General features: G+C 68.6%; 17 protein-coding genes. 6 read left to right on the forward strand and 11 right to left on the reverse strand.

Annotation, left to right across the window (positions count from 1 at the left end; translation table 11 throughout):
* Positions 1–10 precede the first annotated feature (10 nt).
* The 5 genes from IE160_RS02910 to IE160_RS02930 are packed head-to-tail and all read left to right on the forward strand — an operon-like array spanning position 11 to position 4785.
* Complete coding sequence (locus IE160_RS02910; RefSeq protein ID WP_179873270.1) at positions 11–1249, forward strand: sensor histidine kinase; 1239 nt, start codon at positions 11–13, stop codon at positions 1247–1249.
* Complete coding sequence (locus IE160_RS02915) at positions 1246–2379, forward strand: hypothetical protein (RefSeq protein ID WP_179873271.1); 1134 nt, start codon at positions 1246–1248, stop codon at positions 2377–2379. Before IE160_RS02910 ends, IE160_RS02915 begins: the two co-directional genes overlap by 4 nt.
* 4 nt (positions 2380–2383) lie before the next feature.
* Positions 2384–2986 (forward strand): hypothetical protein, encoded by a 603-nt coding sequence (locus tag IE160_RS02920; protein ID WP_191151604.1) that lies wholly within the window; start codon positions 2384–2386, stop codon positions 2984–2986.
* Between the two features lie 36 nt (positions 2987–3022).
* Entirely contained in the window at positions 3023–3568 is a 546-nt protein-coding gene (locus IE160_RS02925) for an ATP-binding protein (protein ID WP_191151605.1), read from the forward strand.
* Positions 3565–4785, forward strand: coding sequence for a hypothetical protein (locus IE160_RS02930; RefSeq protein WP_191151606.1), 1221 nt, complete (start codon positions 3565–3567; stop codon positions 4783–4785). Before IE160_RS02925 ends, IE160_RS02930 begins: the two co-directional genes overlap by 4 nt.
* Here IE160_RS02930 and fbaA read toward each other — a convergent pair.
* Positions 4770–5798, reverse strand: a complete 1029-nt coding sequence (gene fbaA / locus IE160_RS02935; RefSeq protein WP_179873274.1) for a class II fructose-bisphosphate aldolase — start codon at positions 5796–5798, stop codon at positions 4770–4772. The genes IE160_RS02930 and fbaA overlap by 16 nt on opposite strands.
* A 239-nt stretch (positions 5799–6037) precedes the next feature.
* Here fbaA and glpX point away from each other — a divergent pair, with 239 nt between their 5' ends.
* Positions 6038–6976: a class II fructose-bisphosphatase gene (gene glpX / locus IE160_RS02940; protein ID WP_152582222.1), complete on the forward strand. Its 939-nt coding sequence runs from the start codon at positions 6038–6040 to the stop codon at positions 6974–6976.
* 16 nt (positions 6977–6992) lie between these two features.
* On the opposite strand, the gene IE160_RS02945 is transcribed toward glpX, so the two are convergent.
* From IE160_RS02945 to IE160_RS02985, 10 genes are all read right to left on the reverse strand, one after another.
* The gene (locus IE160_RS02945) at positions 6993–7961 is read right to left on the reverse strand and encodes a bile acid:sodium symporter family protein (RefSeq protein WP_191151607.1); all 969 of its coding nucleotides are present in this window, start codon (positions 7959–7961) and stop codon (positions 6993–6995) included.
* Positions 7958–9559 carry an AMP-binding protein gene (locus IE160_RS02950; RefSeq protein WP_255508229.1) on the reverse strand — a complete coding sequence of 534 codons (1602 nt, stop codon included), beginning with the start codon at positions 9557–9559 and terminating at the stop codon, positions 7958–7960. The genes IE160_RS02945 and IE160_RS02950 overlap by 4 nt, the downstream gene beginning before the upstream one ends.
* Positions 9544–11553 carry a winged helix domain-containing protein gene (locus IE160_RS12475; RefSeq protein ID WP_224744540.1) on the reverse strand — a complete coding sequence of 670 codons (2010 nt, stop codon included), beginning with the start codon at positions 11551–11553 and terminating at the stop codon, positions 9544–9546. The genes IE160_RS02950 and IE160_RS12475 overlap by 16 nt, the downstream gene beginning before the upstream one ends.
* Positions 11493–12134 (reverse strand): hypothetical protein, encoded by a 642-nt coding sequence (locus tag IE160_RS02955; RefSeq protein WP_179873277.1) that lies wholly within the window; start codon positions 12132–12134, stop codon positions 11493–11495. The genes IE160_RS12475 and IE160_RS02955 overlap by 61 nt, the downstream gene beginning before the upstream one ends.
* 286 nt (positions 12135–12420) lie before the next feature.
* Positions 12421–13821 carry a mycofactocin biosynthesis glycosyltransferase MftF gene (mftF, locus tag IE160_RS02960; protein WP_179873278.1) on the reverse strand — a complete coding sequence of 467 codons (1401 nt, stop codon included), beginning with the start codon at positions 13819–13821 and terminating at the stop codon, positions 12421–12423.
* Entirely contained in the window at positions 13818–14516 is a 699-nt protein-coding gene (gene mftE, locus IE160_RS02965) for a mycofactocin biosynthesis peptidyl-dipeptidase MftE (RefSeq protein ID WP_224744541.1), read from the reverse strand. Before mftE ends, mftF begins: the two co-directional genes overlap by 4 nt.
* A 30-nt stretch (positions 14517–14546) precedes the next feature.
* Positions 14547–15719 carry a pre-mycofactocin synthase MftD gene (gene mftD / locus IE160_RS02970; protein ID WP_152582073.1) on the reverse strand — a complete coding sequence of 391 codons (1173 nt, stop codon included), beginning with the start codon at positions 15717–15719 and terminating at the stop codon, positions 14547–14549.
* 33 nt (positions 15720–15752) lie between these two features.
* Positions 15753–16598 (reverse strand): vWA domain-containing protein, encoded by an 846-nt coding sequence (locus tag IE160_RS02975; protein ID WP_152582072.1) that lies wholly within the window; start codon positions 16596–16598, stop codon positions 15753–15755.
* 141 nt (positions 16599–16739) lie between these two features.
* Complete coding sequence (locus IE160_RS02980; RefSeq protein ID WP_191151609.1) at positions 16740–17654, reverse strand: AAA family ATPase; 915 nt, start codon at positions 17652–17654, stop codon at positions 16740–16742.
* Positions 17651–18484 carry a mycofactocin-coupled SDR family oxidoreductase gene (locus IE160_RS02985; RefSeq protein WP_152582071.1) on the reverse strand — a complete coding sequence of 278 codons (834 nt, stop codon included), beginning with the start codon at positions 18482–18484 and terminating at the stop codon, positions 17651–17653. The genes IE160_RS02980 and IE160_RS02985 overlap by 4 nt, the downstream gene beginning before the upstream one ends.
* Between the last annotated feature and the right edge of the window lie 47 nt (positions 18485–18531).

Raw genomic sequence — 18531 nt, forward strand, 5'->3', positions numbered from 1 at the left:
GGCTGGCTCCATGACCACCGCCGATGCGACCGCTTCGGCGCTGCGACTGCCTCCCCCTCGCGAGGTGACGGCGAGCGCTCTCGTGCGCGGGCTGGCGACTGCGCAGCGCCTCATCGGCCCCGCGAGCATCCTTCTGGCCGGTGGCATCCTGCTCGAGGTGGGCGCTCGACGCGGCGACCTCGCGAGCGTCGCACCGCTCGCGGCGCTCCTCGCCCTCATGCTCGTCAGCTCGCTCGCGCTCGCGTGGCGACCGACGGCGCTGCTCGCGGCGGCGCAGCTCGCGCTCGGCACCGTCGCCGGCACGGTCTATGCGGCGGTCGCGATGCTCACGCTGTCGCGGGGCGAGTCGCAGAGCGCCTACCTCATCGAGGCCGTCGCGACCGCCCTCATCTTCATCGGCGCGATCCGACCGCGCGCCTCGAACGGCATTCTGTGGGTCTCGGGCGCGTGGCTCGCGGGCAGCGTCTCCCTCGCCGCGGGGGCCGCGCTCGTCGGGGAGACCTACGTGCTCTCCTGGGACCGCGTGACCGACGCCGGCATCATCTGCGGGGCGTACGCGATGGTCGCGATCGGCTGGCGCCGCCGGCGGGAGCGCCTGCCCGAGCTGCCTGCGCTGACGCAGTCCTCCCGCAGCGGCGAGGATCAGCGCGTGCGGGAGCGCGCCGCGACCGCGGTCGTGCACGACACGGCGCTCGCCGCGCTCACGCTCGTCGCGCGCAGCGCGCCCGAGCTCGACGCGCGGCTGCGGCAGCGCATCCGTCGTGATCTTCGCATCGTCGCGACCGCGACGGTGTCTCCACGCGGCACGTCGCCGGCACCGGATCCGCGGCGCGCGAGCCTCGGTGCGCGCCTGCTCGCCATTGTCGACGACGTGCGCTGGCGGGGCATGCGCGTGGACGTCGCGGGCGCTGATGCCGCCCTCGGGTATCCCGGTGATGACGCGGCCGAGGCGATCCTGGGGGCGACCGCGGCCGCCCTCGACAACGTCGTCGCGCATTCGGGCACGACTCATGCGGACGTCACACTGGGGTCGGCCGAGGGGCTGCTCACCGTCATGATCGTCGACGGGGGTCGGGGGTTCGACCCCGCGACCGTGCCCGCGGACCGCCTCGGCCTGCGGGAGTCGGTGGTCGGCCGCGTCGAGCGCGTGGGAGGCTCGGCGCGCGTCTGGTCGGGGTCGACGGGCACGACCGTGCTGCTGTCGGTTCCCGCCGAGCCGGTCGCGACAGTGGACGAGGTCGAGCGATGAGACGGTGGTGGCGATTCTCGGCGATCGATGTCGACACGCTCAGCTGGCTCACGTCGTCCCTCGTGACGATCTGGGTGTCGATCGTCGTCGCGCTCCACGGCATCGTCTCGATCACGGCGGGCGGGCAGGCCGGTGGCTCGATCACGACGCAGGTGCTCGCCCTCGTCCTCCTCGTGGCTGCCGGTGTCCTGATCCACGTCGGGTCTCGCCCGTACCGGGGGCGGCTCGGTGCGGCGCTGTCGATCGCCGTCTTCGTGCTGACGGGTCTCGGGGTGCTCGTCTCGGCTGCGGGCCTGCGCGGCGAGGCCGTCGTGCCAGAACTGTGGTGGGCGTCCCTCGCCGCAGCGCTCATCGCCATGTCTCTCGCCCCGTTCGTGCCCGGCCGCGTCTTCCTGCCCGGCATGATCGGACTCTCCGTGTGCACCATCCTCGGCGCGTTGAGCGCGACGGGGGGAGAGGGCGTGCGGCTGCCGGTGGCCGCTGCCCTGACCGCGTCCTCCCCCGTGCTCTTCGCCATCATCGGGGGGTCGGTGCTCACGGGCGTCATGATCGCCGACGTCGAGCGCTGGCGCGGCCTGGTGGGCGACGCCCGCGTGAAGGATGAGCAGGAGGAGCCCGTGCTCGCCATCCTCGAGCGGGTCACGGCGGGCGCCTGGTCGCAGCGCATGCAGCCGTTCCTGCAGTCGATCGCTGCGGCGGAGGAGGTGAGCGACCGAGATCGTCGGCGTGCCGCGGCGCTCGCCGACGAGCTGCGGCGGGCGCTCGTCGATCGAGACGCGCAGTCGTGGTTGAGCGCGATCGTGGCCGAGTGGCCCGTGCACGTCGACGACCCGCACCGCCTGGCCGGCACGATCACGGTCGATCAGCGCAGTGCCATCACAGCTCTCATCACCGGCCTGTTCTCCGACCCGGACGCGGGTGTCTTCGGGGCTCGTCTTCGCTTGGCGGCTGCGGGGGACGACGCGGTGGCCGTGGCCGTCACGGTCTCGCTCGATCTTCCCGAGGGGCGGCGCACGACGGTCCTCGCCCCCTACTATCTGAGCGTGAAGTCCGTCGTGAGGCGCATCGAGTGGCGCAACGGGGAGTCGCTCGTCGTGAGCTTCGACGTCGACGCGGAGGGTCAGCGGTAGCGGCATGGCCGTCTTCGAAACACCCAGGCCGGTGGCGGCGGCCGCCATCGTGCGCGGTCTCGCGGCGGCTCAGCGTCTCATCGTCGTGCTCGGCCTGCAGTTCGGCGCCCTCACGATCGCCGACCTGCTCGCCGCCCGGGGGCACGGCGGGTACACGACGCTCGTCATCGCGCCTGTCCTCGCGGTCTCCCTGCTGGCCCTCGTCCTCCTCTGGCGGCCCACCCTGCTCACGGCGTCCCTCTTCCTCGCCGGTGGGGCGGTGAGCTCGGTCGCGGTCATCACCCTCGGCCTCACCGTGGACCCCGGGTTCGCCGAGCCTGGACCGTTCGCGCTCAACCGCACCGCGACCGCACTCGTGCTCGTGGGCGCACTGCACGGCAGCGCGCTGAGCGGGATGGTGTGGAGCATGGCAGGTCTCATCGTGGCCTATGGCAGCCTCGCCGTCGGGCTCGCCGCCGGGGGAGGCTCGGCGGCGCCGGGATGGGGCCCGCTGCTCCTGTTCATCGTGTCGTTCCTCGCCTACGGCATGCTCGCGCTCGCCCAGCGCCGCGCCCAGCTCGCGACCCCGGCTCTCGAGAACGCGCTCGCCTCGCTCGAGCGAGCCTAGCGGCAGCGAGCGCTCGAGCTGCGCTCCGCGGCGGTCGTGCACGATACCGTCCTCGCCGATCTCGCCGTGGTCGCGGCATCGCCCGGTGCGCTCAGCGATCGCGCCCGCGCGCGGTTCGTCTCCGACATCGACGTCATCCGGTCGTCGAGCGTGCGGGAGCCGGCCGCCACCCGGCCGGTCGCAACCGAGTTCGGCTCGGCGCTGCTCGAGTTGGCGCACGACTTCCAGTGGACGGGAGTGCGCGTGGAGGTGAGCGGGGCTGAGATGCTCGCACGCACCGTGGAGGCGCGGGTCGCCGATGCGCTGCTGGCCGCTGCGCGTGCCGCCCTCGACAACGTGGCGCGCCACTCCGGTTCCGATCACGCCGACCTCGTCGTCGGCGAGCGCGCGGGGGTGGTCTCTCTCCTCGTCGTCGACGACGGTCGCGGCTTCGACCCTGACGCGGTGCCGGCGGATCGCCTGGGCTTGAGCACGGCGATCAGGGGTCGCGTGGAGGATGTCGGCGGCTCGGTGCGCATCTGGGCGGGCGAGGACGGCACGACGGTCATGCTGACCGCGCCGCTGCGAGAGGACGCCCCATGAGCGGCCGTGCGGCGGCACCCCGGCAGCATCGCACGCCGTGGGACGCCGATCCGCTGAGCTGGCTCGCCGTGCCGAACCTGCCGCTCGGGGCCATCGGGGTGACCCTCGTCTACGGTGCCATCGTCATGCTCGTCGGCGGCCAGAGCGGCACGCCGCTCCTGATGCAGGGCGTCGCCCTGCTGCTCGCGACGCTCGGGCTGCTGTCGCTGTTCTTCTCGACCCGACCCCGACGGGGGCCGCTGTCGGGCGGCCGAGCAGCGGTCGCCGTCGCGCTCGTGAGCGCGGGGATGCTGATCTCGGCCGCCGCGCACCGCGGCAACGACGAGATCGTGCTCGAGCTGTGGTGGGCGCCCTTCGTCTGCACCCTGCTGCTGCTCGCGATGGCACCGTACAGCGACCCGCCGTGCGTGCTGCTCTCGGGGCTCGTGCTGCTGATCACCGCGCTGGGTGCCGCCGCATTGCTCGACGCCGGGGCGGCGAGCGCGTGGCCCCCGCTCGCCGCGACGAGCATGATCGTCTCGCCCGTCGTGTTCGGCACCGCCGGCGCCGTCGCGTTCATCGTCACCGTGACGAGGCGGCTCACACGGTGGTCGGAGCGCCCGTGGTCGGAGGGGCCGGCCGCCGCCGTCCACGATGCGGGAGGCGATCCAGACGGCACCGAGCTGCTCATCGCGCAGGTCGACGAGCAGACGAGCGCGCAGCTGGCGGAAGCGCTCGCGCTGCTGGCCGGCGTCGTCGAGCGCGGCGAGATCGACGACCGCGACCAGGGGAGGGCGGCCGAGGTGGCGACGAGGCTGAGAGAGCAGCTGCTCGCGTCGGCGAACGACAGCTGGCTCGAGCGCATGGCGCGCGGCAGGCCGTTGAGCGTGCGCGACCCTGATCGGCTCGCCGACCGCCTCGGCGTGGCGCAGCGTACGGCTCTGCGCGCGATGCTGGATGCCCTGCTCGACGACCCCGCCTCCGGGTTCGTGTCTGCGCGCATCGAGTTGCGGTCGCCCGCGGAGGGCACGATCGCGGTCGCGCTCAGAATTCTCACGACTCTCGCCGAGGGGCGCCGCGTGACGTTCCTCGAGCCCTACTACGTGAGCCTGCAGTCGACCGTCACGGGTATCCGCTGGCGCAACGGGTCATCGATCGCGCTCGACTTTACGACCGCGCCTGACCCGCGGTCGCCGAAGCCGCCGCTCGCGCAGCGTCAGGCTCAGCTGCCCGAGTGACCCGCTGAGCCCAGCTGACGGGTCGCGTCGACGACGCGCGCGGCCATCGCGCTCTCCGCCGCCTTGCCCCATGCGCGCGGGTCGTAGACCTTCTTGTTGCCCATCTCGCCGTCGACCTTGAGGAAGCCGTCGTAGTTCTTGAGCACGCTGTCGGCGACCGAGCGGCTGAAGGCGTACTGCGTGTCGGTGTCGATGTTCATCTTGATGACGCCGTTGGCGACCGCGGTGGCGATCTCGTCATCGGTCGAGCCCGAGCCGCCGTGGAAGACGAGGTCGAGAGGCAGAGCATCCGTGCCGTACTTCGCCTGGATGCCGTCCTGGATCTCCTTGAGCAGCTCGGGGCGCAGCTTGACGTTGCCCGGCTTGTAGACGCCGTGCACGTTGCCGAAGGTGAGAGCGGCCATGTAGCGGCCGTGCTCGCCGAGCCCGAGAGCCTCGACCGCCGCGGTGACGTCGCCGAGAGTCGTGTATAAGGCGTCGTTCGAGCCCTCGTGCTGCACGCCGTCCTCCTCGCCGCCGACGACGCCGATCTCGACCTCGAGAATGGCGTTGATGGCCTTCATGCGGGGCAGGAGGTCTTTCGCGATCTCGAGATTCTCGGTGAGAGGCACCGCCGAGCCGTCCCACATGTGCGACTGGAAGATCGGGTTGCGGCCGGCCTTCACCTCGGCCTCGCTCGCCTCGATGAGCGGCATGACGAACCCGGGCAGGGCATCCTTCGGGCAGTGATCGGTGTGGAGGGCCACGGTGACCGGGTAGTTCTTGGCGACCTCGGTGGCGAAGGCGGCGAAGGCGAGCGCTCCCGACGCGCGGGCCTTGACGCTCTGGCCGGCGAAGTAGTCGGCGCCTCCGGTCGTGACCTGGATGATGCCGTCGGAGCCGGCGTCGCTCAGGCCCTGCAGCACGGCGTTGATCGTCGACGACGACGAGACGTTGATCGCGGGGTAGGCGAAGCCGCCCTTCTTGGCCTTGTCGAGCATCTCGGCGTACTGGTCCGGCGTGGCGATGGGCATGAGACTCCTCGGTACTGGGGGTGTCGTGGTTTCGCATCGAGTCTAGCCACGGGCGTGCCCGCTGCCACCGGCTGATCGCCCCGACGGGTGTTCAGGCTCGACGCTAGGCTGGTCGCGCGCTGCACTGCCACCCGGCGCGTCCTCATCTTCTCGACGCATCGCCGACCCACGGAAAGGACGCCATCGTGGTGACCACTGAGACCGGAACGCTGTTCCTCCACCCCGACCGCAACCTCGCGATGGAACTCGTGCGCGCGACCGAGGCGGCCGCGATCCGCTCGGCACCGTTCATCGGCAAGGGCGACAAGCTCGCCGCCGATGGAGCGGCTGTCGACGCCATGCGCAAGTTCCTCGGCACCGTCAACTTCTCGGGGTTGGTCGTCATCGGCGAGGGCGAGAAGGACAACGCCCCCATGCTGTTCAACGGCGAGGAGGTCGGCAACGGGCAGGGCCCCGCGTGCGATATCGCCGTCGACCCGATCGACGGCACGTCCCTCACGGCCGCGGGCCGCGGGCACGCCATCTCGATGATCGCCGTGGCGGATCGCGGGTCGATGCTCGACGCCTCGAGCGTGTTCTACATGGACAAGATCGTCGCGGGCCACGAGGGCATCGGCGTCCTCGATATCCGCCAGTCGGTCGAGGAGAACATTCGGGCCCTCGCCGCGGCGAAGAAGAAGCGTGTCGACGACATGCGCATCGCGGTTCTCGACCGCCCGCGGCACGCGCAGCTCATCGAGGAGATTCGCGCGACCGGTGCGGGCACGCGCATCATTCTCGACGGCGACGTGGCCGGCGGCATCAACGCTGCGCGCCACGACTCGCGCATCGACATGTGCATCGGCACCGGGGGCAGCCCCGAAGGTGTCGCGACCGCATGCGCCGTCAAGGCGCTCGGCGGCTTCATTCAGGGCAGGCTCGCGCCGGGCAGCGATGACGAGCGCGAGAAGGGCGAGGCCGCGGGTCTTCTCTTCGACCACGTCTACGAGGCGAACGACCTCGTGCGCAGCGACAACACCTTCTTCGTCGCGACGGGCGTGACCGACGGCGAACTCGTGCGCGGCGTGCGCCGCGAGGGCGAGATCATCACGACCGAGTCGATCGTGCTGCGCTCGCGCTCGGGCACCGTGCGCCGCGTCATCGCCGACCACCTCGTCGCGAAGTGGCTGGACTCCTGAAGACTCGCCGAACGCGCTACAGCAGGTTCGGGATCTTCTGCTCCTCGGCGAGGTTCGCGCGGCGGAAGTAGAACGTCACGACCGTCGACACGATGACGATGAAGAGCGAGTAGAGCGCCGGCACGATGAGGATGAGCCCGATGTCGGGGCTGCCCGCGAAGGTCAGCAGCACGATCGCGATCGCGAGCGGGCCGTTCTGGATGCCCGTCTCGAGCCCGATCGTGCGAGCGTTCATCGGGTGCATGCGGATCGCCCGCGCGATGGCGTAGGCGATCGCGATGCCGAACAGCCCGAGACCGATCGCCACGAGGTAGGTCTGCCACGGCGTGGAGGTGAGCAGCGCCCAGTTGCGCGGCACCCACGTGGCCATGAGGAACACGATGAAGAACAGGCCGAAGAAGCCGCCGAGCAGTTCCATCACGGCGCCGACATTGGCGCTGTAGCGGCGCAGGATCATGCCAGCGACGACGGGGATGAGCAACGTCGCGAGCGTCACGACGATGTTGAGGATGGGGATCTGCAGGTCTGATTCGGCATCGAAGACGAGCGAGCCGTAGAACGCGAGCACGAGCGGCGTCATGAGGATCGCCCACAGCGTCGAGTTGGTCGTCATGATGACGCTGAGCGCAAGGTTGCCCTTCGAGAAGTACGTGAAGATGTTCGACGTCGTCCCGGCCGGCACGCAGCCCATGAGCAGCGCCCCGAGGGCGACGGGAGCGGCGTACTCGCGCGGCAGCTGGAAGAGCACGGCGATCACGAGAACATAGGCCAGGAGCGGCATGATGCCGAACTGCGTGACGAAGCCGATGATGAGACCCCACGGGCGACGCAGGGCCGAGCGGAAGTCTCGCGGCGTGAGGCCCGCACCGAGGCCGAACATGATGACGAACACGAGGCCGACGAGCAGGATCTGCTCGAACTCGGTGACGACGTCCTGCTCGTTGACGACGGTCTGAGTCAGGTGGATGAGCGACGCCCCGGTCATGACAGCTCCCTTCCCTGCGTCTCGATACTCGCGGTATCGGAGGTGACCCCGATGGCTCGCAACTCGCGACGGAGGATCTTGCCGATGGGGCTCTTGGGCAGCTCCTCGACGAAACGCACCGACTTCGGCACCTTGTAGGCGGCGAGGGTCTCCCGGCAGTGGGCGATCACCTCGGCCTCGGTGGGTGGGTTGTCTGCGGCGACGATGTAGGCGCGCACGGATTCGCCGGTCTTCTCATCGGGCAGCCCGATCACACCGACTTCGAGCACTCCCGGCATCGCGGCGATGCGCTCCTCGACCTCGTTCGGGTAGACGTTGAAGCCGCTCACGAGAACCATGTCCTTCTTGCGGTCGACGATCGTGAAGTAGCCGTCCTCGTCCATCTGAGCGATGTCACCGGTACGGAACCAGCCGTCGAGCATCGCATTCGCGGTGTCGTCGGGGCGGTTCCAGTAGCCGGCCGTCACCTGTGGCCCTCGGGCGATGAGCTCGCCAGGCTCGCCGACACCGACGTCGGTGCCGTCCTCGCCGACGCAGCGGATGTCGGTCGACGGTACGGGGATGCCGATGGTGCCGTCCTTGCCCACCCCACCGAGCGGGTTGAAGGTGAGGGCGGGCGAGGTCTCGGTGAGTCCGTAGCCCTCCACGATGGGCGTGCCGGTGACGGCCCGCCACCGCTCGGAGACCGACTCGTGGAGGGCCATGCCACCCGCCGCCGAGGCGACGAGGTGCTTCGGCGGGTTCTCGGAGAACCACCGCTCGTTGAGGAGGGCGTTGAACAGTGTGTTCACGCCCGTCGTCCAGGTGATCTTGTAGTTCTCGAAGGCTCTCTTGAGGTTGCTCGGCGGTCGCGGCGACGGGATGAGAATGTTGCGCGCGCCCTCGTGGAAGAAGCCGATCAGGTTCACCGTGAAGGCGAAGATGTGGTACATCGGCAGGGCCGTCAGCACGACCTCCTTGCCGGGGCGGATGTGCGTGCTGAGCAGCTGCATCATCTGCAGCGTGTTGGCGACGAGGTTGCCGTGGCTGAGCATCGCGCCCTTCGCGACGCCCGTCGTACCGCCGCCGGTGTACTGCAGGGCGGCGAGCGAGTCGGCGTCGAGATGCGCCACATAGCTCTCCGCCTTGCCGAGCCGCTCGCGGCCTGACGCGAGAGCCGCTTGCAGCCCCGTGTGCTCGACGGTGATGGCCGGCAGGGAGCGGTTCCACCACTTCTGCACGAGACGGATGACGCCCGCGATGACGGGCGGGAAGAACTCGCCGATGCGCACGGTGACGACGGTCTCGACGTCGGTCGGCGCGACCACTTCCGGCAACCGGTCAGCGAACATGTCGATGATCACGAGCGCCTTCGCACCGGAGTCGGAGAACTGGTGGATCATCTCGCTCGCGGTGTAGAGCGGATTCGTGTTCACGAGCACGCAGCCGGCCTTGAGGATGCCGAAGGCGACGACCGGGTAGCTCAGGCAGTTCGGCATCTGCACCGCGACGCGGTCGCCCGCCTTCAGGCCCACATCCTCGCGCAGGTATGAGGCGAAGGCGTCGGAGAGCGCCTCGACCTGCGCGTAGGTGAGCGAGCCGTTCATGCCATTGGGCATGCACTGCGTGAACGCGACGGTATCGGCATACTCTGCGGCCGCATTCGCGATGAGCTCCGGCAGAGTACGGAACGGCGGGGGCACGAGCTCGTGCTCGACATCGGCCGGGACTGCTGAAGGTTCTGGTGACTCGTCTTCTCCGGCACCCACGAAGCACTGGGCTTCACGTCAATGTCCTCCGGGCCTAGCTCAGGCGGGATCACCGCCTCGAGCGCGGCCAGGTTGCGCACCAGTGTCGGGTCGTCGGCGAGCTCTTCCCGCACCAACCGCGCGCGAGCGCGCACGTCGCCCGATAGGTATTCGGCGACCGGCACCAGCTGTCCGTGTTTCGCCGGGTCAGGGAACGTGAACGGGGTCACCAGGGCGACCGCGGCCGCTTCGTCGACGCCGAGCAGTTCCGCCACCAGGGGTACGCTGACGCGCCCTTCACGGTCCATGCTGACCGCGACGGCATCTTCCGGTGAGTCCACACGGGTCACCTCGTCGACGTAGCCGATGACACGTTTGGTGAAGATGTCCGCCTTGCGGGCGCGCCCGGAGTCTTCGTCGAAGATCTCCAACGCCGCCACGACTGCGAAGTGCGGGTCGCGGCGCAACTCCAGCAGCGCCCGTGGATATTTCCGCCTGACGATCTCTTCGCCGTCGTCGTCGAACTGCCCCGTGCCGCGCGTCTCGACCCGGTTGATGGGGCCATGCGCGCGCACGTAGTCGTCGTAGGAAGTGTTCAGCGTTGCCCGCAGCTCAGCCAGCAGGTCGCCGTCGTGGGATGACCGTGACTCTGCTTCCAGCACCGTCACCGCCGCATCGCGCAGGCCGATCAGTTTCCGCAGCTCACCTGAGACCGCTGCCGGCAGGCGCACTTCGACGCGACCGTTGATGCCTTGGGCGACGATCTGCCCCATCGCGTCAACCAGCAGACTTCCGACCACACCGCCGGGTTTCTGCGCGATGCGCGCCGGCGGCCTGTCAGTGACGATCTGGCCTTCGGCGGCCCATCCACGGCCCGCCCTGCGCGCACGGGTGGCGACGTCGATCGCCGCCGCACGGAACGCAGCGGCGATCGCGTCATGGCCACCGTCAGGCGGCGGCACGGTCGGCTCGAATCCGAACCGTCCCTGACGGGAGGCGAGTGTGCCAACAACCTGTGCTGGGTTCGCATAGATGTAGTCGCTCACGCGGACGGTGTTTCCGTCGATCAGCCGGTCAGAGGAGGTCAGCCGGTCGGTGCGGGACTGCGTATTCTCCCCCGGCAGGTGCCGACGGAACATCACCAGGTCTGTGACCGCATCGGTGCCGGCGACGTCATCGTGAGCGCCGGCAGGCAACCGCACGGCGCCGAGGAACTCCCCGAGCTCCGCCATCCGCTGACGGGCCGCGTCGTCTTTCGAGTCCAGCGTGAACCGGCTGGTGAGCACCGCGACGATTCCGCCGGGCTTGGTCATGGCCAACGACTTCATGATGAAGTGGTTGTGCATGGACAGCTTCTCGATGTTGTACGCCGGGTCGTACAGGGTCGCGTTGGAGAACGGCACGTTGCCGACCACTGCGTCGAACCCATCGCCGGTCAGTTGCGTGTCGGCGAACGACTCGATGCGGATCTGCGCTTGCGGATAGACCAACTGGCTGATGCGGGCCGTCGTCGGGTCCACCTCAACGCCCACCATGTGCACGCCGGCAGGGGCGGTGCCGATGAAGATGCCCGAGCCGCTTCCAGGCTCCAGCACCTCACCGGTGGTGACGCCGCTCTCAGCGAGCGCTTCCCAGATGCCGTGGGCGAAGTCGCGGGAGGTGTAGTGGGCGTTCAACACCGTGCGGCGTGCTGCCGCCCACTCCCCGTCGGTCCACAGTGCCTTTAGCTGTGCGCGCTCGTCGGCGTAGCGCGCGTCGTCCTCGTCGAACAGTTCCGGGGTGGCACCCCTCCCCGGCCAGCAAGCTAGAAGACGCCGCTCTTCTTCGGTCGGCGCTCGAGACTCAAGAACCAGCTGCTGGAGCACACGTCCTGCAGATACTCCCAACTGAACGCGCGCTCGTCCTCGCACAGTCGGAGCATCCGCCACAGCACGCGCAACTGCATCGGATTCATCGGCCAGGAAAGCCCCTGCGCTTTCGCCACCGGCTCCATCACCTTCGAAAGCGCCACCACCACCTCCGGCGCCCTCCGCAGCGACTGCTCCTGCTCCTTCGACATCCAGAACAGCGTCAGCGACCGGTACTCGCTGGACCACGCCAGCTCGTCCATCTGCTCCGAGTCCTCCACGTACTCCAGCAGCTCCAGAGCTATCGGGCTCGGCATGATCGGCGCGTTCCTCGCGTGCCGATACAGCAGCTGGAAAGCCTCCAGCGCGGTTGGCCTGGCGGTCAGAAAGTAGTTGCGCTCCGCTTTCGTGGTCCAGTACCCAAGTTCGGAGTATTCCGCTGTCTGCTCCGCGTAGGCGATCTTGTTCGCCACCATCCGGTCGTTCGTGAACAACCCCATCCGCTTCAGATACAGGTCGTCGGCCGACACCGTTCGACGGTTCAGGTCGATCTCCACCTGCCGCACCAGCTGCGGGTCCGGACTGAACTGATCGCTCATCGACATTCCTCTCCTCATCGCCGGCAGATGCCGGCGCGCCGTCGTCCGGGATTGGGTCTTCGAGCCCCCACAGGTCGAAAGACAACTGCATGTCACCGACATTCGAACCGCGCCTGCGAGCCATCGAAGCACTCCTCCACGTAGATGTGGAGGCTCACGACGTGTGAGCCTCCGTCTATAGGGAGAGGGTCGATAGTGCGCAGTGATCATGACATGACGAGCGGTCGCCTGAGACCATTGAGCTAGCCCGAATCACGATCGTTGCCAAAGGCATGTCCGGGTTCGGCTAGCGAATACGCGACCGGACCCGCACAACCGGTCGCAACGCACGGCTCGACCGCTCGCGCATGGCACCAATCCAGAGGCCAGCGCCATAGGCGAGGTCGTCCAAGCGTCGGGCGATCGCGAAGGAGGCCAGCCCCATGCCGGTGGCGGTGCGCCGATGCTCGTACACGGCATCGGCGACCGCAGCCACGACCACCGCCCGCCCCAGTCTGCGCGACACGAGCGAGCCGACCGCAGCGACGGGCCACCAGTGGCGCGTGAGCAGTTCAGCGGTCTGCGCCGTCGCGGCGAGCGCCCCCAGGCCCGTGAGCCGCACGGCGATGCGCGCGCGATCGGGGGTCGGGCGCAAGCGTGAGCCGATGCGCACTGCTGCCAGTGCAGCCGCGCCGGCCGCGATCGGCAGCGACCAGCGTCGTTGAGCCAGCAGCGCGCCGACGAAAACGAGGGTCCACGGCGTGAAGACCGCGGGCGCGACGGTGTCGCCGTGGCGGGCCGCGAGGTCGTCTGCGCCCGTGCCGTAGAACGCCTTTCGTCCGAGCCAGTCGAGCACGGTGCGGCGATGCTCGTGCCGAGCTTCGACCGCGGGCTCGTATCGCACGCGCCACCCGTTCTTGACGAGCCGCCACACGAGATCGACGTCTTCCGCGACTCGCATACCGGGGGAAAATCCCGCGCCGATGACTTCGGTGCGCGCCACGAGACAGGCGGCGGGCAGCCACGACACTCGCGCGCCCGGGCGCACGTTGGCGGGCTCGGCGCCGAGGTCGAGCGACGATCGCGCTGCCTCGTAGCGCGTAATCCAGTTCGGGCCGGATTCGGGCTCGAGACCCACGATACGCGGTGCCACGAGGCCCACTCGCGGGTCGGCGAAGTGTCGTAGCAGGCGTGGAACCGTGTCGGCGTCGATGACCATGTCGCTGTCGATGAAGGCGACGAATGGCGTTGTCACAGCAGCTAGCCCCGCGTTTCGGGCGCTGGCAGGCCCGAGGTTCTCCGGCAAGGCGATCAGATTCGCACCGAAGCGATCGGCTACGTCGCGCACGGCCTTCGGATTCCGTGAGCAGTCGTCCACTACTATCACGGGAATGCCGCTCGGGATACTGGCGAGCAGCCGCGCGACCGCTTCGGGCCGATCGTGCACAGGCACCACAACCGTCACTGCCTCAGCCTGCTTGGGCAGCTCAGCGACCACCGGGTCGGCGATGCCGGCGTCGAGCAGTCGCTCGGCAAGCGCCGCGGTCGTGGGTGAGGTGACCACGAGGCGACCGCCCGTCAGCATCGCCCGCGCGAGTGCTGTCACGTAGAGCACTCGTGTCGGCACACCGCCGACAAGGGTGGCGCCGCCGTCAGCGACATGCGTGCGCCTGTTGAGGCGCACCGTGAAGCCGTTGGGCAGCTTCACGATCGAGCCTGCAGCTCGCCGTGTGCTCCCACTCGATCGAGCCCGATGCGCACGACCACCTCGTTCACTATCTGTGCGAGTAGTGTCTCGCCCTCGGCCGCGGTCGCAGCACGCGGGTCGCCGAGCACGCCGTTCGGCGTGACCTCGCGCAGTCGGCCCTCACGCAGGTGCGGCAGCAGGTCGCTGATCGGCTCAGTCGCACCCACCACGTTGTCGAACGCGCCGACGCGAGCTGGATCGAGGTGCAGCATGAGCGAAGTCTCGGTGAGGCCTGCGTGCGCGTCGCCGTTCGGTGCCCCCAGCCCGAGCCACGCGACTTCATGGCCCTCGGCGCGCAGGGTCGGCACGACCTCCCACAGCACGGGCGCATTGCCGCCGTGCCCCGCGATGAGCACCACCCGTGCCGCCCACGTGCGCGCCGAGCGCACGAGCTCGACGAGCAGCAGGCGCAGGGCATCCTGCCCGATCGAAAGCGTGCCCGCGAACCCCTGGTGCTCGCCACTCGACCCGTAGGCGAGCGCGGGCGCGACGACAGCGCCGAGCCGTTCTGCCGCCTCTCGCGCGACCGCCGCGGCGATGTCGGTATCGACCGAGAACGGCAGGTGCGGTCCGTGCTGTTCGGTCGAGCCGAGCGGCACGAGCAGTAGCGGCTCCATCGGCACCGACGGCCAGGCCGCCTCATCGAGTCGCGTCACGACGCCACCGTATCGGGCGGCTGCGACGGCTCAGCGCTCTCGTTCGAAATCGTCGGGCACGTAGATGTCGTCGCGCTCGAGTTCGCTCAACGCGCCGCGGCCGAGGCCGAGCACGGCCGAGTCGATGCCGCCGCGCATGATGTCGAGCACGTTCTCGACGCCGGCCTGCCCGTTGGCCGCGAGGCCCCAGAGGTAGGCGCGCCCAATCATGACGGCCTTCGCCCCGAGCGCCACAGCTTTCACGACGTCGCCGCCGCGCCGAACGCCGCCGTCGAGCACGACCTCGACCTGGTCGCCGACAGCGTCGACAATGCCCGGCAGCATGCGGATCGGCGCCGGAATCGTGTCGAGGTTGTTGCCGCCGTGGTTCGAGACCGAGATGGTCGTCGCACCGATGTCGATGGCCCGCTTGGCGTCGTCGACGCGGCCGATGCCCTTGAGCATGAAGGGGCCGCCCCACTGCTCGCGCAACCATTGCACGTCGTCCCACGTCGGAGGCGGGGTCGACATCCACTCGCCGTACGCCCCGAAGAACGTGGGAGGCTCGCCGCCTGCTCGGGGCTTGAGGTTCGGCGCCTTGAGATCGGGAATCTTGAAGGTCTTCGCGAACGACCACAACCACGGGATGCGCGGCAGCGCGTGCGGGGCGAAGTTCATGGCGGCGCCGAGCGTGAGTCGCTCCGGAATCTGCGGACTGCCCCAGTCACGACCGTTCGAGAACGACCAGTCGAGCGTTGCGATGAGGCCCTTGGCGCCGGCCGCCTTGGCCCGCTCGATGCGGTGGATCATCTCGTCGCGCTCGCCGCTCCAGTAGACCTGGAAGAGAGTGTTGGCGTTCGCCGCGACGACGTCTTCGACCGGCTTCGACGCGAACGAGCTCAAGCCCATGATCGTTCCGCGGTTGGCCGCAGCGCGTGCCACCGCGACCTCGCCCTCGGGGTGCACCGCCTGCACGCCGGTCGGCGAGATGATGACGGGCAGAGAGATGTCGATGCCCATGACTGAGGTCGACAGGTCGCGCACCGCGTGATGATCGGCAATGCGAGCGGCGAACCCCAGCTCGCTGTACGCCGCAATGTTGTCGTCGAGAGAGACGCCTTTCTCCGAGCCGGCGATGAGGGCGGCATAGACGGGACCAGGCAGTCGCTTCTTGGCGCGACGTTGTGCTTCGGCGACGGTCTCGAACCAGGCGTTCCTACTCATCGTGATTTCTCCTTGCAGTCATCGTGGGTGTGATCAAGTCGTGAAGATGCGGGTCAGCGCGGTCGCGACATCGCGGTGGGTGAGCACGGTCTGCATCGCCCCTCGTCCGGCTCGGGTCAGTTCTCGGGCGAGCTCGAGGTCGTGCTCGCCGCTGAGATCCAACACCACATCGAGTCGCGGCAGCCGCGCTGCGATCGGGCGCGGGTCGGGCCCTGCGTTGTGCACGCAGTCGGAGAGCAGCAGCACCCGGGCGTCTTGCGCGGGCCGCTTGCGCAGCTCTTTCGCCGCGAGCTCGAGGGGGAATCCGACATTCGTCAGCCCTCGAGCAGGGATGCTCGTCAGCAAGTCGAGCAGCCGGTCGGAGCTCTGGTGCTGGCCAAAGGTCTGCAGCACGGCCGCGTCTGACCAGAATGCGATGAGCGCCAGGTCGTCGTTCGACAATTCTCCCGCAAGGGCGCCGACGATCGCGGCCGCGGTGCGGATGCGCTCGCCTTTCATCGATCCCGAGACATCGACGACGAGCACGAGTGCCCGGCGCGTGCGCACCCGCTCGCGCACGATGATGTCTTCGTCGTCGGGCACCGGCTTCTCGGCGAGCATCTCGATGGTCTTGTCGAGATCGATCTCGTCGCTGCCGCGCCGGTAGGGCACACTGGCGAACGCCCCCGACCCCCGCTGCGAGCGCGAGTCTTTCTTCGGTCGCGGAATCATGAGACGCGAGGCGATCTGCCGCGCGAGCGCTCGCACCGCGGGGTCGAGCGTGCCCGACGCCTCGATCGGCACGAGTTCGGCGACCTCGTCGGTGAAGCCTTCGGCCGAGCCGCCCGGGCGCTGCTTCGCGTGCCCCGGTCGGCTTCCCGGCCGCGAGCGGAACACCATGCCCGCCCCGCCCTGCCCCGGCTCGAATACCGTCGGCTTCTGGTCGAGCTGCTTCGGGGTGCGCGAGAGCGGCCGCGCAGCCGTCGTCGACCTCTGACCCGAGCGCTTGCGTTGGATGGGCGAATCGAGGTGCAGTTCTCTTCATCCCGGCTTGGCCATCGCCGGCTCGAGCACGAAACGGTCTTCCCAAATCTCGCGGAGCACAGCCTCGGGCGTGATGTCGACGGCCTCATCAATGTGGATGCGACCCGACAGCGCGACAACCATGGCGTCGTAGACGAGCTCGGTGTACCGCTCGTGGTCGGAGCTTGCGATCGAGCGCAGGCCCGCGAGCTGCTCGGCGACGGCGACCAGGTCGATCGCGCCGCGCACGCTCGAACCCTGTCTGATGTACGGATGCTCACGGGTTGCCCGGGTGACCGCGACCGCATCGCCCACGAGCCGGTCTGCGATCGCGGATGTCGGCTTCGCTCGCAATCGCACGATGCTCTCCTCCGCCGGAGCATCCTGATAGTCGACCGACAGTCGATTGAGACGGTCGGTGATCGACGACGACAGCTTTGTCGTACCGACGTTGTCGTAGGGGTTCATCGACGCGATGACCCGGAAGGTTGGCAGCGCCTCGATCATGCCGACGCGCGGTATCGCGAGGCGCCGATCGGCCATCGCCGTCAGCAGCGTGTTGAGGGTGTCGTCGGGGGCGCGGTTGAACTCCTCGATGTAGAGGAACCCGCCCGTCTGCATCGCCTCGGTAAGCGGGCCCGGCACGAAGTTGTCGGGCGAGTAGTCCTCGCGCAGCACGCGCGAAGGGTTGTGGTGCCCGACGAGCTTGGCTGGCGTCAGATCGGCGTTGCCCTCGACGAACATGAGCGGAATGCCCCATTCGTCGGTGATCGCCCGCAACATCGTCGTCTTGCTCGTGCCGGGGGGCCCTTCGAGCACGATGTCGCGTCCGGCCGCGACGGCCGCGAGCGTGAGTTCGATCTCACGCTCGCGGCCGACGAGGTGCCCGGCGACCCGGTCACGGCTCGCCGAGACGGTGGAGGCGTCGGTCACTGAACCATCGATCCGGCGTCGACCGGCAACGTCACGCCCGTGATATAACGCGCCTCGTCGGATGCGAGGAACACCATCGCATTCGAGATATCGTACGGTTCGAGCATGTCGGCACCCATGGGGTTCATCTGCTGTGCCACAGCAATGACATCATCAGCAGTCGGGTTTTCAAGGTCTGGCCGAAATACTCTGGCGAGGACATCGTTCATCACCATGACGGTGTTGACCGTCCCCGGATGGACCGTGTTCACGCGAATTTGACTCGGTGCAAGCTCAAGCGCCAATGTCCGCATCAGTCCGACGAGAGCATGCTTCGACGCCACGTAGTGTGCGAAATTGGCAATCCCTGAGAGGCCGGCGACGGAACTTGTCATGATGATGGAGCCACCATTCGCGTTGTTCTTGAGGTGGGGGATCGCCGCCTTCGCCGTGCGCCAGACGCCGGCCACATTGATGTTGAGAGTGTCCATGAAGATGTCGTCCTCCATGTCCTCGGCGAGCGACGGCGCCGTGAACACACCTGCATTGCCGAGGACGACGTCGAGACGCCCGAGTTGGGCCACGCCGTCGTCAACCGCGGCCTTCACCCCCGCCCAATCGCGCACATCGGCCTTGGTCGCGATAATGCGCCGGTCGAGAGCCTCGACCTGTCTCACTGTCTCGTCCATGTCGGCCTGCGTCGCCGGTCCCGATGCCGAGCCTTTGATTTCATCCAAGACATCGAAGCCGATCACATCGGCCCCCTCCTCAGCGAACCGCAGCGCATGGCTGCGGCCTTGACTGCGAGCGACGCCCGAGATGAGAACTACTTTTCCGTCCAACCGTCCCATGATGATCTCCTTGCTTTCGATTTGTGTGTGAAAAGCGCCCCGCCTAG

It is taken from the genome of Chryseoglobus sp. 28M-23, assembly GCF_014789785.1.
GTDB lineage: Bacteria > Actinomycetota > Actinomycetes > Actinomycetales > Microbacteriaceae > Microcella > Microcella indica.